This window comes from Mitsuaria chitosanitabida ATCC BAA-476 = NBRC 102408 (genome assembly GCF_001598255.1).
Classification (GTDB): domain Bacteria; phylum Pseudomonadota; class Gammaproteobacteria; order Burkholderiales; family Burkholderiaceae_C; genus Roseateles; species Roseateles chitosanitabidus.
The window spans coordinates 155,521-172,685 of the sequence record NZ_BCYP01000004.1 but is presented as its reverse complement, the minus strand read 5'-3'; the positions used below and the strand labels follow the sequence as shown (position 1 = coordinate 172,685).

The 17,165-nt window shown below is 69.3% G+C and carries 18 protein-coding genes and 1 tRNA gene; 10 read left to right on the top strand and 9 right to left on the bottom strand.

Translation table 11 applies throughout. The features are described 5' to 3' along the window. Nucleotides 1–82 precede the first annotated feature (82 nt). Genes ccmC through MCHT01_RS02215 form a run of 7 tightly spaced genes read left to right on the top strand, consistent with a single transcriptional unit; the run spans nt 83 to nt 5,449 of the window. Entirely contained in the window at nt 83–829 is a 747-nt protein-coding gene (gene ccmC / locus MCHT01_RS02240) for a heme ABC transporter permease CcmC (protein ID WP_067061752.1), read from the top strand. Further along, a complete protein-coding gene (locus MCHT01_RS26635) occupies nt 826–966 on the top strand; it encodes a hypothetical protein (RefSeq protein WP_169806082.1) in 141 nt (46 codons plus the stop codon). Before ccmC ends, MCHT01_RS26635 begins: the two co-directional genes overlap by 4 nt. Further along, nucleotides 963–1,472, top strand: coding sequence for a cytochrome c maturation protein CcmE (gene ccmE, locus MCHT01_RS02235; protein WP_084451637.1), 510 nt, complete (start codon nt 963–965; stop codon nt 1,470–1,472). Before MCHT01_RS26635 ends, ccmE begins: the two co-directional genes overlap by 4 nt. Beyond that, the gene (locus MCHT01_RS02230; RefSeq protein WP_084451634.1) at nt 1,469–3,607 is read left to right on the top strand and encodes a heme lyase CcmF/NrfE family subunit; all 2,139 of its coding nucleotides are present in this window, start codon (nt 1,469–1,471) and stop codon (nt 3,605–3,607) included. The genes ccmE and MCHT01_RS02230 overlap by 4 nt, the downstream gene beginning before the upstream one ends. Beyond that, entirely contained in the window at nt 3,607–4,125 is a 519-nt protein-coding gene (locus MCHT01_RS02225; protein ID WP_067061750.1) for a DsbE family thiol:disulfide interchange protein, read from the top strand. The genes MCHT01_RS02230 and MCHT01_RS02225 overlap by 1 nt, the downstream gene beginning before the upstream one ends. 14 nt (nt 4,126–4,139) lie before the next feature. After that, nucleotides 4,140–4,643 carry a cytochrome c-type biogenesis protein gene (locus MCHT01_RS02220; protein ID WP_084451681.1) on the top strand — a complete coding sequence of 168 codons (504 nt, stop codon included), beginning with the start codon at nt 4,140–4,142 and terminating at the stop codon, nt 4,641–4,643. Beyond that, a complete protein-coding gene (locus MCHT01_RS02215; protein ID WP_067061745.1) occupies nt 4,640–5,449 on the top strand; it encodes a tetratricopeptide repeat protein in 810 nt (269 codons plus the stop codon). The genes MCHT01_RS02220 and MCHT01_RS02215 overlap by 4 nt, the downstream gene beginning before the upstream one ends. A gap of 62 nt (nt 5,450–5,511) precedes the next feature. Here MCHT01_RS02215 and MCHT01_RS02210 read toward each other — a convergent pair whose 3' ends face one another. The 7 genes from MCHT01_RS02210 to petA all read right to left on the bottom strand — a co-directional run bounded on the left by MCHT01_RS02210 (nt 5,512) and on the right by petA (nt 10,817). Further along, nucleotides 5,512–6,192 carry a DVUA0089 family protein gene (locus MCHT01_RS02210; protein ID WP_067061742.1) on the bottom strand — a complete coding sequence of 227 codons (681 nt, stop codon included), beginning with the start codon at nt 6,190–6,192 and terminating at the stop codon, nt 5,512–5,514. Between the two features lie 277 nt (nt 6,193–6,469). Next, a tRNA-Thr gene (locus MCHT01_RS02205) sits at nt 6,470–6,545 on the bottom strand. Between the two features lie 169 nt (nt 6,546–6,714). Further along, nucleotides 6,715–7,239, bottom strand: coding sequence for a ClpXP protease specificity-enhancing factor (locus MCHT01_RS02200; protein ID WP_067061740.1), 525 nt, complete (start codon nt 7,237–7,239; stop codon nt 6,715–6,717). Between the two features lie 14 nt (nt 7,240–7,253). After that, complete coding sequence (locus MCHT01_RS02195; protein WP_067061738.1) at nt 7,254–7,871, bottom strand: glutathione S-transferase N-terminal domain-containing protein; 618 nt, start codon at nt 7,869–7,871, stop codon at nt 7,254–7,256. Nucleotides 7,872–7,991: 120 nt separating this feature from the next. After that, entirely contained in the window at nt 7,992–8,774 is a 783-nt protein-coding gene (locus MCHT01_RS02190; RefSeq protein ID WP_067061734.1) for a cytochrome c1, read from the bottom strand. 25 nt (nt 8,775–8,799) lie between these two features. After that, complete coding sequence (locus MCHT01_RS02185) at nt 8,800–10,200, bottom strand: cytochrome b (RefSeq protein WP_067061732.1); 1,401 nt, start codon at nt 10,198–10,200, stop codon at nt 8,800–8,802. A gap of 20 nt (nt 10,201–10,220) precedes the next feature. Further along, nucleotides 10,221–10,817, bottom strand: coding sequence for a ubiquinol-cytochrome c reductase iron-sulfur subunit (gene petA, locus MCHT01_RS02180; RefSeq protein ID WP_067061728.1), 597 nt, complete (start codon nt 10,815–10,817; stop codon nt 10,221–10,223). 219 nt (nt 10,818–11,036) lie between these two features. On the opposite strand from petA, the gene mscL reads away from it, so the two are divergent. Then, on the top strand, nt 11,037–11,480 hold the full coding sequence (mscL, locus tag MCHT01_RS02175) for a large conductance mechanosensitive channel protein MscL (RefSeq protein WP_067061726.1): 444 nt from the start codon (nt 11,037–11,039) through the stop codon (nt 11,478–11,480). 117 nt (nt 11,481–11,597) lie between these two features. After that, nucleotides 11,598–14,021 carry a DUF1631 family protein gene (locus MCHT01_RS02170; RefSeq protein WP_067061723.1) on the top strand — a complete coding sequence of 808 codons (2,424 nt, stop codon included), beginning with the start codon at nt 11,598–11,600 and terminating at the stop codon, nt 14,019–14,021. A 92-nt stretch (nt 14,022–14,113) separates the two neighbouring features. Here MCHT01_RS02170 and pdxA read toward each other — a convergent pair whose 3' ends face one another. Both pdxA and MCHT01_RS02160 read right to left on the bottom strand, forming a co-directional pair. After that, complete coding sequence (gene pdxA, locus MCHT01_RS02165; RefSeq protein ID WP_067061720.1) at nt 14,114–15,136, bottom strand: 4-hydroxythreonine-4-phosphate dehydrogenase PdxA; 1,023 nt, start codon at nt 15,134–15,136, stop codon at nt 14,114–14,116. A gap of 82 nt (nt 15,137–15,218) precedes the next feature. Next, on the bottom strand, nt 15,219–15,971 hold the full coding sequence (locus tag MCHT01_RS02160; protein WP_067061717.1) for a Nif3-like dinuclear metal center hexameric protein: 753 nt from the start codon (nt 15,969–15,971) through the stop codon (nt 15,219–15,221). A 13-nt stretch (nt 15,972–15,984) separates the two neighbouring features. On the opposite strand from MCHT01_RS02160, the gene MCHT01_RS02155 reads away from it, so the two are divergent. Next, nucleotides 15,985–17,157 (top strand): S1C family serine protease, encoded by a 1,173-nt coding sequence (locus MCHT01_RS02155; protein ID WP_067061714.1) that lies wholly within the window; start codon nt 15,985–15,987, stop codon nt 17,155–17,157. Nucleotides 17,158–17,165 lie beyond the last annotated feature (8 nt).

Sequence of the window (17,165 nt, the reverse complement as noted above, 5' to 3'; positions counted from 1 at the left end):
CAGCCTCGGTCCCGCCGATCCCAGCGGTTCCATCGATCGCAGCGCCCTCATCGGTCTCACCGCCGTCTTCCATCGCCTCGCCATGACCGTCCATACCACCCGACTCGGCAGTCCGCCGCGCCACGAGGCGCCGCCTCGGCGCTGGCGCGCGCTGACCTCGCCGGTCCGTTTCGACCCCTGGGCCGCGCGCGTGATCCCTTGGTTCGCCGGACTGGCGGCGGTCCTCGCGCTCGCGGGACTCTGGGTCGCGTTCCTCGTCGCGCCCACGGACCACCAGCAGGGCGAGGTCTACCGCCTCATCTTCATCCACGTGCCCGCCGCCTGGATGTCGATGTTCCTGTACCTCGTCGCCGCGCTGCACGCCGCGCTCGGCCTCACGTACCACACGCGGCTGTCCTTCGTGATGGCCCGCGCGATCGCGCCCACCGGCGCGCTCTTCACGGTCATCGCGCTGTGGACCGGCGCCGCCTGGGGCAAACCCACCTGGGGCACCTGGTGGGTGTGGGACGCCCGGCTCACCTCCGAGCTCCTGCTGCTTTTCCTCTACCTGGGCTACCTGGCCCTGGTCTCCGCCATCGAGGACACCCGCCGCGCCGACATCGCCGGCGCCCTCCTCCTGCTCGTGGGCGTGGTCAACGTGCCCGTCATCTACTTCTCCGTCCAGTGGTGGAGCACGCTCCATCAAGGCGCCTCCATCCGCTTCGACGCCGCGCCGTCCATGGCCGCCTCCATGCTGACCGGCATGCTGCTGATGGCGCTGGCCTGCTGGGCCTATGCCATCGCGATGACGCTCACGCGCGCGCGCTGCCTGCTACGGGATTCCCCATGAACGCTCACGCCTTCTTCCTCGCCGTCGGCTGGACTTCCGCCCTGCTCCTGTTCGTCGAGATCCTCATGCTGTGGCGGCGCAGTCGTCGCCTCCTGGGGACGCCGCTGAGCCCGTCCGATGAGGAGCGCTCGCCATGAAAGCCCGCCATCGCCGCCTGATGTTCATCGTGATCGGGCTCGCGGCGCTCGGCGGCGCGACCGCGCTCGTGCTGCGCGCGCTTGGCGACAACGTCACCTTCTTCCTCAGCCCGACGCAGGTGCACGCCGAACAGGCGCCCCGCGACGCCGCCTTCCGGCTCGGGGGGCTCGTGGAGCTCGACTCGCTGCGCCGCGACGCCGATGGGCTGAGCGTGCGCTTCATCGTCACCGATGAGGTCCAGCGTATCCCCGTCACCTATCGGGGACTGCTGCCCGACCTGTTCAAGGAGGGCAAGGGCGTCGTCGTCTCCGGACGCCTCGCCCATGACGGCTCCTTCACCGCCACCGAGGTCCTGGCCAAGCACGACGAGAACTACATGCCGCCCGAGGCCGCGCGGGCCCTCGAGCAGGGCCGCGCCAGGAAGGCCGGTCCGGCTGCCCCGGTCGGCATCGGGGACCCCGGCGACGGGGCTGGCGGCCATGGCTCGAAGGGAGTCCGACCATGATTCCGGAGATCGGCGTCTTCGCGCTGGTGCTGGCGCTGCTGGTGGCCGTGGTCCAAGGGACGCTGCCGATGGTGGGCGCGCACTGGCGCATCGAACCCTGGATCCGTGTCGCCAGGCCGGCGGCGCTGCTGCAGGGCGCGCTCAGCCTGCTGGCCTTCGCGGCGCTGGCCTGGTCCTTCCTGGCCGGCGATTTCTCGGTGTTGTACGTGGCGGCCAACTCGCATTCCAAGCTGCCGGCGATCTACCGCTTCACCGCCGTCTGGGGCGGCCACGAGGGCTCGATGCTGCTGTGGCAGACGCTGCTGGCCGGCTGGGGCTGCGCGGTGGCGCTGCGCAGCCGCGCCCTCCCCGCCGACTACGCCGCGCGGGTGCTCGCGGTGATGGGCTGGCTGGGCATCGGCATGCTGCTGTTCCTGCTCTTCCTGTCGAATCCGTTCACGCGCCTCTCCCCGGCCGCGCCCGAGGGCCGCGACCTCAATCCGCTGCTGCAGGACCCGGGCATGGTGGCGCATCCGCCGCTGCTCTACATGGGCTATGTCGGCTTCGCGGTGGCTTTCGCGTTCGGGCTGGCGGCGCTGATCTCCGGACGACTGGACGCGACCTGGGCGCGCTGGTCCCGTCCCTGGACGCTGGCGGCCTGGAGCTTCCTGACCCTGGGCATCCTGCTGGGCAGCGCCTGGGCTTACGGCGTGCTGGGCTGGGGCGGCTGGTGGTTCTGGGATCCGGTGGAGAACGCGTCGCTGATGCCGTGGCTGGCCGGCACGGCGCTCATCCACTCGCTGATCGTCACGGACCGACGCGGCGCCTTCCGCAGCTGGACGGTGCTGCTGGCGATCGCGGCCTTCTCGTTGAGCCTGCTCGGTACCTTCCTCGTGCGCTCGGGCGTCCTGACCTCGGTCCACGCGTTCGCGGTCGACCCGGGTCGCGGCCTGTGCATCCTGTGCCTGATGGTGGCGGTGGTGGGCGGCTCGCTGCTGCTCTTCGCCTGGCGCGCTCCCAGCGTGGGCCTGGGTGGGCGCTTCGCGGCGCTGTCGCGCGAGACACTGCTGCTGGTCAACAACGTGCTGTTCGTCGCCGCCTCGCTGGCGGTGCTGCTGGGCACGCTCTATCCGCTGGCACTGGATCTGTTGCGCGGCGAGAAGATCTCCGTCGGCCCGCCCTACTTCGAGGCCGTCGTGATTCCGCTGGTCGTGCCCGCGCTGCTGCTGATGGGCGTGGGACCGCTGGCCCGGTGGAAGCGCGCGCCGCGGCCCGAGCTCGCCCGGCAGCTGCGCTGGGCGCTGGGTGCGAGCGCCCTGTGCGCGGCGGCGCTGTCGGTGCTCGCCGCCTGGGCCGTCCCGGCGGCGCCCCGTGGCGTGTCCGGCTGGACACCGCTGGCGAGCTTCGGCGTGGTGCTGGCGGCCTGGTGCGTGGGCTCCGCGCTCGCGCATGCGATCGAGCGCCTGGGCAGCTCGGGCGACGATGAGGACGGTCGGATCGATCGGCTCTGGCGTCGTGTCGGCCGCCAGCCCGCGAGCTGGTGGGGCATGCTGGTCGCGCATGCCGGCGTAGGCGTGTTCGTGCTCGGCGCCACCTTGGCGACTGGTTTCGAGCATCGCCGCGAGGCGACCCTGGCGCTGGGCGGCAGCGTGGACGTGGCCGGTCTGCGCTTCCGGCTGGAGGCGCTCACCCCCGGCGAGGGACCCAATCACGACCGGATGCGCGGGACCTTCGTCGTCGACGCGCTCGACGGCGACGGCGGCCGATCGCTGGGCGAGGTGGCACGCGTGCATCCGGAAAAGCGCGTCTTCCACGCCGACGGCACCGCGCTCAGCCAGCCGGCCATCGACGTGGGCTGGCGCCGCGACCTGTTCGTCGTGCTGGCCGAGCCCCTCGGAGACGGCCGCTGGAGCGTACGCGTGCAAGTGAAGCCCTTCATGGCCTGGATCTGGGGCGGCGTGGCCCTGATCGCGCTGGGCGGCCTGCTGGCGCTGGCCGATCGACGCTATCGCCCGGCCCGGGCGGGCCAGGCGGTCGAACCACGGGCGGCCTCGCGCGATCCACGTTCCCACGAGCCGCCGCTGCTTGAGCCCGCGCCGACCGGACTCGTCCGCGCGATGCCCCGCGTCCATGGCACCCGCCCGGAGACCTCCTGATGCGATTCCTGATCCCGCTCGGCCTGTTCCTCGGGCTCGCGCTGATGCTGGGCCTGGGACTGGACCGCGACCCGCGGGTGCTGCCCTCGGCGCTGATCGACCGACCGGCGCCGGAATTCGTTCGGCCGGTGCTCGAGGCACCGGACCAACGCTTCAGCACGACAGCCATGAAAGGCCAGGTGTGGATGCTCAACGTCTGGGCGTCCTGGTGCGAGCCCTGCCGGCAGGAACTGCCCACGCTGCGCCAGCTCGCCGCGCGCGACGGCGTGCCGCTCTACGGGCTCAACTACAAGGACCGGGACGAGCCGGCGCTGGCGCTGCTGGCCGGCGTCGGGAACCCATACCGCGCCTCGGCGGTGGACGCCGACGGCCGGGTGGGCATGGACTTCGGCGTGCAGGGCGTGCCGGAGACCTTCCTCATCGACGCACAGGGCCGCGTGCGCTTCCGGCATCAGGGCCCCGTGACCGCCGAGGTCTGGCGCGACAAGCTGATGCCGGCGATGAAGGCACTGCAATGAAGGCGATCGGCTTGATGAAGCGGCCACGATCGATGTCGCTGGCCGCGGCGTTCGCGGTGTCCTCGTGGCTCACCTTGACCCCGGTGCCGGCGGCGGCCGCCAACCCCACGGCAGCCGAGGCGCCACCGTCCGAGGTGCTGGAGGCGCGCGAGTCCCTGCTCGCGCACCACCTGCGCTGCGTCGTCTGCCAGAACCAGACCGTGGCGGAATCGAATGCGCCCCTGGCGGCCGACATGCGTCAGGTCATCCGCGAGCAGCTGCGCGCCGGCCGAGCGGACGACGAGATCGTGGCCTTCTTCGAGCAGCGTTATGGGGCCTTCGTCCGCTACTCGCCGCCGTGGCAGCCTTCCACATGGCTGCTGTGGACGGGGCCATTCCTGGTGCTCATCGTCGGCCTGACCGGCCTGGCGCTCGCGCTGCGCCGGCGTGGCGCCTTCGATCCGTCGCTGGACGTCGACGATGCGCGCGAGGACGAGCCGTCCGTCGACGATCTTCTCGAACAAGGACCTTCCCGATGAATGCGCTGTTCCCGCTGTGGGCCGGTTCGACCACGTTGCTGCTGCTCGTGCTGGGCGTGCTGTTGCGACCCTTGCTGCGGGCCGAGAGCGTGGCGACGACTTCGCCGGGTTCACCACGCCAGGTGGGCCGCGCCTGGCGTCTGGGCGCCGCGGCGCTGGTGAGCCTGGCCCTGCCGATCGCGGCCTTGACCGTGTACCTGAAAGTCGGCAATCCGCGCGCGGCCGCCGAGATCGTGACCGGTGTCGGCACTGTCGAGCCGCATCCCACCACGGGCGTGGACGTCGAGGCGATGGTCGAGGGCCTGGCCGCGAAGCTGCGCGAGCAGCCGGACGATCTGCAGGGCTGGCAGATGCTGGCGCGCTCGCGCGAAGTGCAGGAGCGCTACGACGACGCCGCCGAGGCGTATCGGCGCGCGATCGCGCTGGCCGGTGCTCCGGACCTGTCGCCGCTGCGCGCGAAGCTGCAGGCGGACCTGGCCGATGCGCTGGGATCGGCTCAGGGGGGCGATCTGTCGGGGCCGGCTCAGGCGGCCATCGATGCGGCGCTGGCACTCGATCCGGATCAGCCCAAGGCGCTCGCCCTGGGCGGCGCGGCGGCGGCGCGGCGCGGCGATCAGGTCACGGCGCGCCGGCACTGGACGCGCCTGCTGGGGCTGCTCGAGCCGGGCTCCGAGATGGCCCAGCGGGTGACCGACGATCTGGCGCGGCTGGCGGGTGGGCCGTCGATGACGGTGGTCCCGCCAACACGGGTGGCCGAGCCGGCGGGACCGGCCCGGGCGGCATCGGCGACCCCAGGTCGCCCCTAGCCGCCAGTCGCCGTCCTCAGCCGCGCGGGGCCGCGCCAGAGCGCCCCCGCGCGACCTCGGGGTCAGGCCTTGCGGCGCAGGCGGCGCGCGCTGCCCAGTCCGGCCAGCGCGATCGCGGCCAGCGCCAGCGACGCGGGTTCCGGCACGTCGTTCTGTTGCGCGCCTTCCACGTTCAGGATGTCGAAGGCCCAGAACGAGGTGCGCTCACGACGGCCGTTGTCGCAGAAGACGCCGTTGGCGCATTGGTTGGCCAGGAAATCGGGGTTGCCGTCGTAGCGGAAGCCGCTCGACAGATTCGGGCCCAGCGCGAAGTTGTCGAACTGCATCACCGAGACGGTGTAGACGCCGGCGCCGAGGGTCAGGTCCAGGCAGGTGTCCCAGCGCATGCCGCCCACCGGGTCCGGGTTGACCGACGCGTCGCCACAAGCTCCCGTCGTGTTGCTGATGGCGTCATCGTTCTGGCCGACCAGGGTGCCGCTGGCATCGAACAGCGCCAGGATCGGGTCGAAGCCGCCCGCCGCGACCACGGTGCCGTTGGCTTGCGTGCCGCCGGCATAGCTGTAGGTGATCAGGCGAACCGCCGAGGACCCATTGGCCGTGAAGGTGAAGGTCTGGACGTCGTTGGCCTTGCTGAAGTTGCCAGCGAAGGAGAAATTCGTGGGGGCGGCGTGGGCCACGGCGGCCGCGGCCAAGGAGGCGGCGACGGCCAAGGTCGCGAGACCGCGACGGAACAAGCTCTGCATGAAGACTCCCTGTGAAGCCGGCTCTGTGAGGTTGGCCGGCGTGTTGAACACGGGGCGGCCTAGAGCAAACCCTGTGCCACTCGGGAAACATCATCAGAATCAATGACGTACAGATTGATACGTGCGATTGTTCACAAGACTGTCAAGCCGGGCGACAGTGACTTTCGGGCGATTGACAACCCAATGGACTCGCGGACAGCGGTCGCAGGGCTGGAGGGCCGAATGAACGAAGCCCCGGCTCGTCCTGGGACGAAACGGGGCTTCGAGGGGTGTTCGATGGTGCCGGCTGTCGGGTTCGAACTGACGACCTACCGCTTACAAGGCGGTTGCTCTACCAACTGAGCTAAGCCGGCACGCTGAAAACTGAACGCCGCCATTGCTGCGGCGCGGGCTGCATTCTAGACGCTGCCCGAGGGGCCGAAATGGAACTCGGCCTGAAATCGGTCCGGAATCCCGCCGAGATCCCCCTCGGTCACAGGGGCGCCCCAATGAAAAACGGTCCGGGGATGCCGGACCGTCCTGTCACTTGATGCGCTTGAGCGCCGGGCGACCACCCGACGGACCGGCACCGGGATCGTCATCCTCGGGACCGGCGGCGGGTGTCGGTTCGGGTTCCGGCTTGGGCGGTTCGCTGTCGGCGTCCGAGGCCAGGCGCAGACCGCGCGGCGCGCTCGGCGCCGGGCGCGGGGCCGCGGCGGACTCTTCCGGCGTGGGCGGCGGGAAGGCCATGCCCTGCCCGTTCTCCCGCGCGTAGATCGCGACGACATGATCCACCGGTACCTGGATCTCACGCGCGACACCACCGAACCGGGCCTTGAACACGATCAGTTCATTGCCCAGGTCCAGGTTGCTGGTCGCGTCGAAACCGACGTTCAGCACGATCTCGTTGTTGCTGACGTACTCCAGAGGGACCTGCACCGTCCGATCCACATGCACGGCGATGTAGGGCGTGAACCCGTTGTCGGTGCACCACTCGTGCAGGGCACGGATCAGATAGGGTCGCGTCGAGCTGGCGGAAGAAGCGCCGCCGTCCTTGCTGTCATCCATAGCGCCGCAGTGTATTACTTGCGCATCACCTTCTCGGAGGGCGTCAGCGCCTCGATGTAGGCCGGACGCGAGAAGATCCGTTCGGCGTACTTCAGCAGCGGCACGGCGTTCTTCGACATGTCGATGCCGTAGTAGTCCAGACGCCACAGCAGCGGAGCGATCGCGACGTCCAGCATCGAGAAGTCGTCGCCCAGCATGTACTTGTTCTTCAGGAAGATCGGGGCCAGTTGCGTCAGGCGGTCACGGATCTGCGAACGGGCCTTCTCCAGTTGCTTCTCCGTCGGCTTCGTGGCCTGGCCGCGGTTCTCCAGCACGTTGACGTGGGCGAACAGCTCCTTCTCGAAGTTGAACAGGAACAGGCGCACGCGGGCACGGGCGACCGGGTCGCCGGGCATCAGCTGCGGATGCGGGAAGCGCTCGTCGATGTACTCGTTGATGATGTGCGACTCGTACAGGATCAGGTCGCGTTCAACGAGGATGGGCACCTCGTTGTAGGGGTTCATCAGCGCGATGTCCTCGGGCTTGGCGAACAGGTCGACGTCCCGGATCTCGAAGTCCATGCCCTTCTCGAACAGAACGAACCGGCAACGGTGCGAATAGGGGCAAGTGGTTCCGGAATAAAGCACCATCATGGCAGTGGACTCCTGTGGAAACCTCTCGGCTTCCTTCTTCTAAACAAACGACAACGCAGTGGGAGCCTTTCGGCGCCCCACTGCGCGTGAGGATCCGGCTCGCGCCGGATCATCGGACTTTTACTTGACGTCCTTCCAATAGGAGGCGTTCAAGCGCCAGGCGAACACGGTGAACCCCAGCAGGAACAGCACCACGATGATGCCGAGCCTGAACCGCAGACCTTGCGCCGGCTCGCCCATCCACTGGAGATAGGCGACCAGGTCGGCGATGGTCTCGTCGTACTGCTGCGTCGTCATCGTTCCGGGCGTGACCTGTTCGAAGCCCTTGAAGACATGCGCGACCTTGGACGGGTCATGCGGGTCTTTTTCTTCCTCGAACCTGGCGGTGCGGACGCCCTGGAGCTCCCACAGCACATGCGGCATGGCCACGCTGGGGAAAGCGAGATTATTCCATCCCGTGGCCTTGGTTTCGTCGCGGTAGTACTTTCGCAGGTAGGTGTACAGGTAATCCGCCCCCGATCCCTTGCTGCCGTCGGCCCGCGAACGGGCGATCACGGTCAGGTCGGGCGGGGTGGTCCCGAACCACTCCTTGGCCTGTTTCGGGTCCAGCGAGACCTTCATCGTCTCGCCCACCTTCTCCCCGGCGAACAGCAGGTTGGCCTTGATCTGCTCGTCGGTCAGGTCCAGGTCCTTGAGCCGGTTGTAGCGCATGAAATTCGCGCTGTGGCAGTTCAGGCAGTAGTTGACGAAGATCTTGGCGCCGTTCTGCAGCGCCGCCATGTCGTTCATCTTGGAGACCGGGAAACGGTCCCACTCGATGCCGCCCTCCGACGCGGACGCCGTCGACATCAGCCCGGTCCCGAGCGCGATGGACGTCAACAGCGTGGCGATGATTTTCTTCATTCGTTCGACTCCGTGACGTTGGCGATCAGTGCGGCGTGAAGGTCACGCGGTCGGGGACGGGCTTGAACGAGCCCGCGCGGCTCCACCACGGCATCAGCAGGAAGAAGCCGAAGTAGTACAGCGTGCCGACCTGCGACACGAGGGTGCCCGCGTCCGACGGCGGCTTGATGCCCAGGTAGCCCAGCACCAGGAAGTCCACGACGAAGATGCCGTACAGGTACTTGTGCCAGTCGGGGCGGTAGCGGATCGACTTGACCGGGCTGTGGTCCAGCCAGGGCAGGAAGAACAGGATGATCACGGCGCCGCCCATCACCACGACACCCCAGAACTTCGCGTCGAAGAACTTCAGCAGCGCGATGCCCACCGCCGCCAGGACGATGGTCGCCACCTTGCCCTTGGCGGAGAAGGCGCTGCGCAGCACCGTCATGACCGCGGCCGCCGCCACCACCACGCACAGCACGGTGACCATCACGTCGGTGGTCGCGCGCAGCATCGAGTAGAACGGCGTGAAGTACCAGACCGGCGCGATGTGCGACGGGGTCTTCAGCGGGTCGGCGGGGATGAAGTTGTTGTACTCCAGGAAGTAGCCGCCCAGTTCCGGCGCGAAGAAGATGATCGCCGTGAAGGCCATCAGGAACAGGCCGACGCCGAAGATGTCGTGCACCGTGTAGTACGGGTGGAACGGGATGCCGTCGAGCGGGTGTCCGTCCGGGCCCTTCTTCGCCTTGATCTCGACGCCGTCCGGGTTGTTCGACCCCACTTCATGCAGCGCGATGATGTGCGCCACCACCAGGCCCAGCAGCACCAGCGGCACCGCGATGACGTGGAAGCTGAAGAAGCGGTTCAGCGTCGCGTCGCCGACGACGTAGTCGCCGCGGATCAGCAGCGCCAGGTCCGGCCCCACGAACGGGACCGCGGCGAAGAGGTTCACGATCACCTGCGCGCCCCAGTAGGACATCTGGCCCCACGGGAGCAGGTAGCCCATGAAGGCCTCGGCCATCAGGCACAGGAAGATCGCGCAGCCGAAGATCCACACCAGCTCGCGCGGCTTGCGGTACGAGCCGTACAGCAGCCCGCGGAACATGTGCAGGTAGACCACGACGAAGAACGCCGAGGCGCCCGTCGAGTGCATGTAGCGGATCAGCCAGCCCCAGGGGACGTCCCGCATGATGTACTCGACCGACGCGAACGCGAGCGCGGCGTCGGGCTTGTAGTGCATCACCAGGAAGATGCCGGTGACGATCTGGATCACCAGCACCAGCAGGGCCAGCGAGCCGAAGATGTACCACCAGTTGAAGTTCTTCGGAGCGTAGTACTCCGACATGTGCTCCTTGTAGAGCTGGGACGCGGGGAACCGGTTGTCCACCCACGTCATGAGCCGCGCGCCCATCGGAGCGCCGGCGGGTGCTTCCTTGAATTCAGCCATGTCGTCTGCCTCGGTCCTGGTTAGGCCTTCTTGTCTTCACCGATCAACAGCTTGGTGTCCGACAGGAACGTGTACGGGGGCACCTCGAGGTTGTCGGGCGCCGGCTTGTTCTTGAACACGCGGCCCGCCATGTCGAAGGTCGAGCCGTGGCAAGGGCAGAGGAAGCCGCCGTGCCAGTTGTCCGGCAGCGACGGCTGCGGACCGGCCTGGAACTTGTCGCTGGGCGAGCAGCCCAGGTGCGAGCAGATGCCCACGACGACGAGGTACTCGGGCTTGAGCGAGCGCCACTCGTTCTTGGCGTACTCCGGGATCGGGTAGGCCTTGCGGTCGGAATTGGGGTCGGCCAGCTCGGCGTCGTTGGACTTGAGCGCATCCAGCTGCTCCTTGGTCCGCCGGACGATCCAGACCGGCTTGCCGCGCCATTCGACGGTCAGCTTCTGACCCGGTTGGATGGCGCCGATGTCGACTTCGACGGCGGCACCGGCCGCCTTGGCTCGCTCGCTGGGAGCGAAGGTACTGACGAACGGGACGGCGGTGGCCACGCCGCCTACTGCTCCCGCGCAACCGGTGGCGATCAGCCAGGTGCGCTTGCCTTGGTCCACTTGTTGGTCACTCATTGGGGTCCTTACAGGGAACTTCTGATCAGGGGCAACCAAAGATTCTAGGCACGAAAGATCCTGGCCGCCCCTAGGCGCTCTACCGATGTGCAGCCGCGCACCAAGTTGACATTTGTGGTGGCGCGAACCCCGGTAGGATGCTTGCTCGGTGGCGGAGGGCCACCCGGGAAAGCGCTTGGTATTAGCGCCTTCGCACACCTGAACCACAAGGAGCAAGCGATGGGTTTTTTGACCGAATTCCGAGAGTTCGCCGTCAAGGGCAACGTGATGGACCTGGCCGTGGGCGTGATCATCGGCGGCGCGTTCGGCAAGATCGTCGACTCGGTGGTCAAGGACCTGATCATGCCGCTGGTGGGCAAGGTGGTCGGGGGGCTGGACTTCAGCAACTACTTCATCATGCTGGCCGACCCGCCCAAGAACTACGCCGGGCCCATGACCTACGAGGCCCTGACCAAGGCCGGCGTCCCGCTGTTCGCCTACGGCAGCTTCCTGACCGTGCTGCTGAACTTCGTCATCCTGGCGCTGATCATCTTCATCATGATCAAGCAGGTGAACCGTCTCAAGCGCGAGACCCCGGCCGCGCCCGCCGCGCCGGCCCCCACCCCCGAGGACATCGTCCTGCTGCGCGAGATCCGCGACTCGCTCAGGCGTGACAAAGCGTAAAGCTGCGGCCATTCGTCAGCTTTTGCGCGATTGACGCGCGCCACCCATCCCTCTGGGGGATGGGCTGGCCGATACTTGTCATGTGGTGACATCACCACATTGCGTCCTGATGCCTCGATGAACCGTCTCAACCCCCACGTCGACGTGGCGCTGCAGCGCGTGCGGACGGCGGCGGAACAAGCCGCTGAACGCGGCGCCGAAGGTCTGGGTCTCGCCGCCCTGTCCGCTGGACAGGCCAAGCGGCGGGATGCGCTGCTGTCCGCTCAGTTCCTCTTCCGCAAGCATCAGGCGCTCTTCTCGCAGCGTTTCGACCAGTCCATGCGCCAACAGGCGGCCGAGGTCTCCCCCGCCGCGACGGCCGCCGCCCCCGCCTCGACGCGGTCCGGCGCCAAGGCGACGCAGTGGGACGAGCTCTCGCTGATGGACGACGACCAGGTCAACGCGATGGTCGCCACCGACCGCATCGGGCTGGCCCTCGGTCACCAGAGCGAATGGGAACTGCGCGAGGTCAACGCCTACATGGGCGACATCCCCGGCGTTTCCGACGAACGACACCCGCTGCGCCCGCAGGCGATCGCCCAGGCGCTGCTGGAGGGGGTCAACGCCGTCTCCGACGACCCGGAAACGCGCCAGATCCTCACCGACGAACTCACCCGCGCGCTCGCCCTGGAGATGCGTGCCTGCTACGCCGACATCGCCGGGCTGTTCCGCAGCCGCGGTCTGCGCCCGCAGGACCTGCGCGTGCGCGGTGCCGGCGGCCCGGGCGGCGCCCGAGGCGCGGGCGGCACGACGTCCGGCGTCCCGCTGCACGACAGCCGTTACGCGACCATGCCCGGCGCGCTGCCCGGCAACGGCTACGGCAGCCGCGCCGGCGGCCTGCACAGCGTGGCCGGCGGCTTCCAGGGCAGCGGACACGGCGCGCATGGCATGCCCTCAGGCCACGGCGGTCACGGGGGCTTCGGTGGCGGCAGCGTGGATCCGCAACTGATGGACCTGCTGCGCCGGCTGGCGCAGAGCCCCTCGGGCGGTCTCGGCGGCCCGACCACCGGCGGCGGCCTGCCGCCCAACAGCCAGTGGCAGGGCTGGGAGGTCGATCCGGGCGCTGGCGGCTACGTCGATGGCGGCCCCATCGTGCTGCCGCCCAACCTGATCCACCTGCACCGCGACGAGCTGCGGCAGGCGGCGAGCGGCTCGCTCGACCACATGGTGATCGACGTGGTCGCGGGCCTGTTCGACCAGATCCTGTCGGACGCCAAGCTGCCCCCGCTGATGGCGCAGCAGATCGCGCGCCTGCAGCTGCCGGTGCTGCGCGCGGCGCTGGGCGACCGCTCCTTCTTCTCCTCGCGCCGCCATCCGGTGCGGCGCCTGGTGAACCGCATCGCCACGCTGGCGGCGGCCTATGACGACTTCACCGACGATCCCGGCAAGTCCTTCCTGACGCTGGTGCGCGAGCTGGTCCAGGACGTGGTCAGCGGCGACTTCGACCGCATGGACCTGTACGAGTCCAAGCTCGACCAGTTGGACCAGTTCATCGCCGACCAGACCGCGCAGACGCTGAAGTCCCAGGGCGACGCGGCCGCGCTGCTGGAGCGCAAGGAAACCGAGCTCCGCCTGCAGCAGCGCTACATGCAGCAGCTCGAACGCGCCATGGCCGACATGGACCTGCGCGAGTTCATGCGCGAGTTCCTGACCCGGACCTGGAGCGAGGTGCTGGTCCACGCGTCCCGCCATCCGGACCTGGATGCGGCGCTGGTGGACCGCCTGCGCCAGATGGGCCGCGACCTGGTGCTGTCGGTCCAGCCCAAGACCACGCCGCAGCAGCGCCAGGCCTTCCTGGCCTCGCTGCCGGTGCTGATGCGCACGCTCAACGACGGCCTGGACCTGATCCGCTGGCCGGAGCCCGCGCGCAAGAAGTTCTTCGCCGAGCTGCTGCCGGCCCACGCGGAATCGCTCAAGGGTCAGGCCTTGAGTCCGCTCGAGTACAACCTGCTGGCCAAGCAGCTGGAGTCGGTCTTCGGCATGGCGCCGCCGCGCGAGCAGGACCTGCCCGCGCCGAACGCCAACGCCGGCTCGCTGGACCTGGACCTGACCGAGCGCCTGTCCGACGAGGAGGCGCGCCGCCTGGGCCTGGTCCAGGACGAACACGTGGACTGGGATGGTCAGGTCGACATCGACCTGAGCGCCGACGAGCAGCCGCTGGCCGCGGTCGACATCAGCATCGACGGCCTGCCCGCCGCCGAGGAAGCGCCCGCGCCCACGGCCGGCGAGCTGCTGATCGACCACCTGCAGATCGGCGTGGCTTACCAGATGCACCGCGACGGCCAGTGGGAGAAGGTGAGACTGGCCCACATCAGCGTCAGCCGCAGCTTCTTCATCTTCACCCACGGCCAGAAGCACCAGCAGACGCTGACGATGACCGCGCGGATGCTGCGCAAGCTCTGCGAGGCCGGCCGCCTGCGCGCCTTCGAGCACGCCCACCTGCTGGAGCGCGCCACCGCGCGCGCGCGGCAGCAGCTGGCGGCGATCGGCGCCAAGGCCTGATCGGCAGGGACCGGACCGGGCCCTCGCGGGGCCGGCCTGAACCGTTCAGGTTTCCCCTGCTCGCCGCTTCCGTGCTCGCCCGCAGGTCCCGTTCAGGCCGACATCGTCCGCGCCATGCGGATCGCCGCGGCCATGCTGGCCGGATCGGCACGACCTGACCCCGCGATGTCGAAGGCGGTTCCGTGATCGGGACTCGTGCGGACCAGCGGCAGCCCCAGCGTCACGTTGACGCCCTGCTCCACGCCCAGGTACTTCACCGGGATCAGGCCCTGGTCATGCGTCATCGCGACGACCGCGTCGAACTCGCCCGGATGCGCCGGCGGCGCGTGACGCGCGCGCATGAACACCGTGTCCGGCGCGATCGGACCGCGCGCGTCGATGCCCAGCGAACGCGCCTGCTCGATGGCGGGGGCGATGTGATGGATCTCCTCGTCGCCGAAGAGCCCGCCCTCCCCCGCGTGCGGATTGAGCCCGGCGACGCCGATGCGCGGCGCGGCGACGCCGGCGCGGCGCAGCGCCTCGTCGGTGATACGGAGGGTCTGCAGCACGCGGCCCGTGGTGATCAGGTCGACGGCCTGCCGCAGCGCGACGTGGATGGTCACCAGCACCACGCGCAGCTCGTCGTTGGCCAGCATCATGCGCACCGGCGGCAGGCGACCTTGCGCGTCGCCGCACAGCGCCTGCAGCAGCTCGGTGTGGCCGGGATGGTCGATGCCACCGGCATGCAGCGCTTCCTTGTGGATGGGCGCCGTCACCAGCGCGCGCGAGCGGCCCGACTGCTGCTCGTGGACGGCCGCGATGATGCAGCGCGCCGCGGCAGCGCCGGCCTGCGCGCTCACCTGGCCCAGCGGCTGGTCGAGCAGATCCGTCGGCAGCCCCGACGGCTGCCAGACCGGCAGGCAGTCCGGCGGCGCGACGTCGTCGCACTGATCGAGCACGGCCACCGGCAGGTCCAGGCCCATGAAGCCCAGCGCTCGACGGAACACGCCGGCATCGCCGACCAGGCGCAGATCGGCGCCGCGATCGGCTGCCCAGGCGGCGACGGCGATCTCGGGGCCGATGCCGCAGGCGTCGCCCATGGTGAGCAGCAGGGGACGGGAGGACGTGGTGTTCATGCGGAAGTTCAGATCAAGGTTCCAGGCGGGCCCCGCCGGGGTCACCCCGGCCGCAGGCCGGAGCGGGGCGCCCCGAGGCGGATCAGGCCGGGTTGGGAATGTCGATGAAACGGTACTCCAGGCCGAGCTGCTCGCTGACGGTGCGGCCCAGCGCCTGCACGCCATAGCGCTCGGTCGCGTGATGGCCGGCCGCGAGGAAGGCCACGCCGGTCTCGGCCGCGTAGTGCGCCTGGGGCTCGGAGATCTCGCCGGTGATGAAGACGTCGGCGCCCGCGGCGATGGCAGCCTCGAAGTAACCCTGCGCGCCACCGGTGCACCACGCGACCCGCTTGAGCGGCCGGCCGTCGCCGGCGGCCCGCACCGTCGCGCGGCCCAGCCGGGTCTCCACGTGCGCGCTCAGCGCATCCAGCGAACCCAGCGCCGCGGGCAGCGCGCCGATGCAGCCCAGGTCCTGCTCGCCGAAGCGGCCGTCCGTGGACCAGCCCAGGTGGCGCGCCAGCTGGGCGTTGTTGCCCAGCTCTGGATGCGCGTCCAGCGGCAGGTGATAGGCGAACAGGTTGATCTCATGCGCGAGCAGCCGTGACAGGCGCTGCTTCATCCAGCCGACCACGCGACCGTCCTGGCCGCGCCAGAACAGACCGTGATGGACCAGGATCGCGTCGGCGCCGGCCTCGACGGCGGCGTCGATCAGCGCCAGGCTGGCCGTGACCCCGCACACGAGGTGCCGCACCTGATCGCGGCCCTCGACCTGCAGACCGTTCGGCCCATAATCCTTGAACCGCGAGGGCTCCAGCGTAGCGGCCAACAGCCGCTCCAGCTCCGTGCGATGTGCCATGACAGGATCTCTTTTGCGTCAAACCTGGCTGATTTTCTCCCAGGCCACCACGGTGGCGCTGGCCGGCTACTTCGTCGTCGGGACACTCAAGCCCGAGTGGCTCCATGCCCCCCCGCAGGCGGCACGCGTCGTGCCCACGCTGCCGGCCGCCGAGGGCGCCCCACCCCGTGCCGCCGTGCAGTTCAGCTTCGCCGCGGCGGCGCAGGCCGCCTCGCCCGCGGTCGTCGCGGTGCTGGCCAACAAGCCGGCGCCCAGCCAGCGCGAGATCGACGCCGATCCCTGGCTGCGCTTCCACTTCGGCAAGCGGCCGCAGCAGCAACAGCGCCCGCAGACTGGCCTGGGGTCCGGCGTGATCGTCTCGCCCGAGGGCTATGTCCTGACCAACAACCATGTCGTCTCCGGCGCGACCGAGATCCGCGTGCAGCTGGCCGATGGCCGCGACACCGAGGCCAAGCTGGTCGGCACCGATCCCGAGACCGACCTGGCGGTGCTGCGCATCGCCCTGCCCGCGCCGCTGCCGGTCATCCATCCCGGCAAGGCGGGCGAGCTGCAGGTGGGCGACGTGGTGCTGGCGATCGGCAACCCGTTCAACGTCGGGCAGACGGTGACCTCGGGCATCGTCAGCGCGCTCGGCCGCACCCAGCTGGGCCTGAGCACCTTCGAGAACTTCATCCAGACCGACGCCGCCATCAACCCCGGCAACTCCGGCGGCGCGCTGGTGGACGTGCAGGGCCGCCTGGTGGGCATCAACACGGCGATCTACTCGCGTACCGGGGGCGGCAGCCTGGGCATCGGCTTCGCGATCCCGGCCGACTCGGCCTACCAGGTCCTGGAGGCACTGGTGAAGGACGGCAAGGTCTCGCGCGGCTGGCTGGGCGTGATCACCGGCGACATCAATTCGGATGTCGTGGAGACGCTCAAGCTGAGCGTCGACCATGGCGTGCTGGTCAAGGAGGTCTTCAAGGCCAGCCCGGCGGCCAAGGCCGGCCTGGAGGCGGGCGACGTGGTCACCGACGTGGGCGGCCAGCCGGTGCGCACGCCGCGGGAGCTGGTCAACGTGGTCGCGGCGCTCAAGCCCGACAGCAAGACCATCATCGCGGTGCAGCGCGGCAAGGACCTGCTGAAGCTGCCGCTGCAGGTCGGCCTGCGCCAGCCCCAGACGACGGACGACGCCGCGCCCGAGTGAGCGCCGCG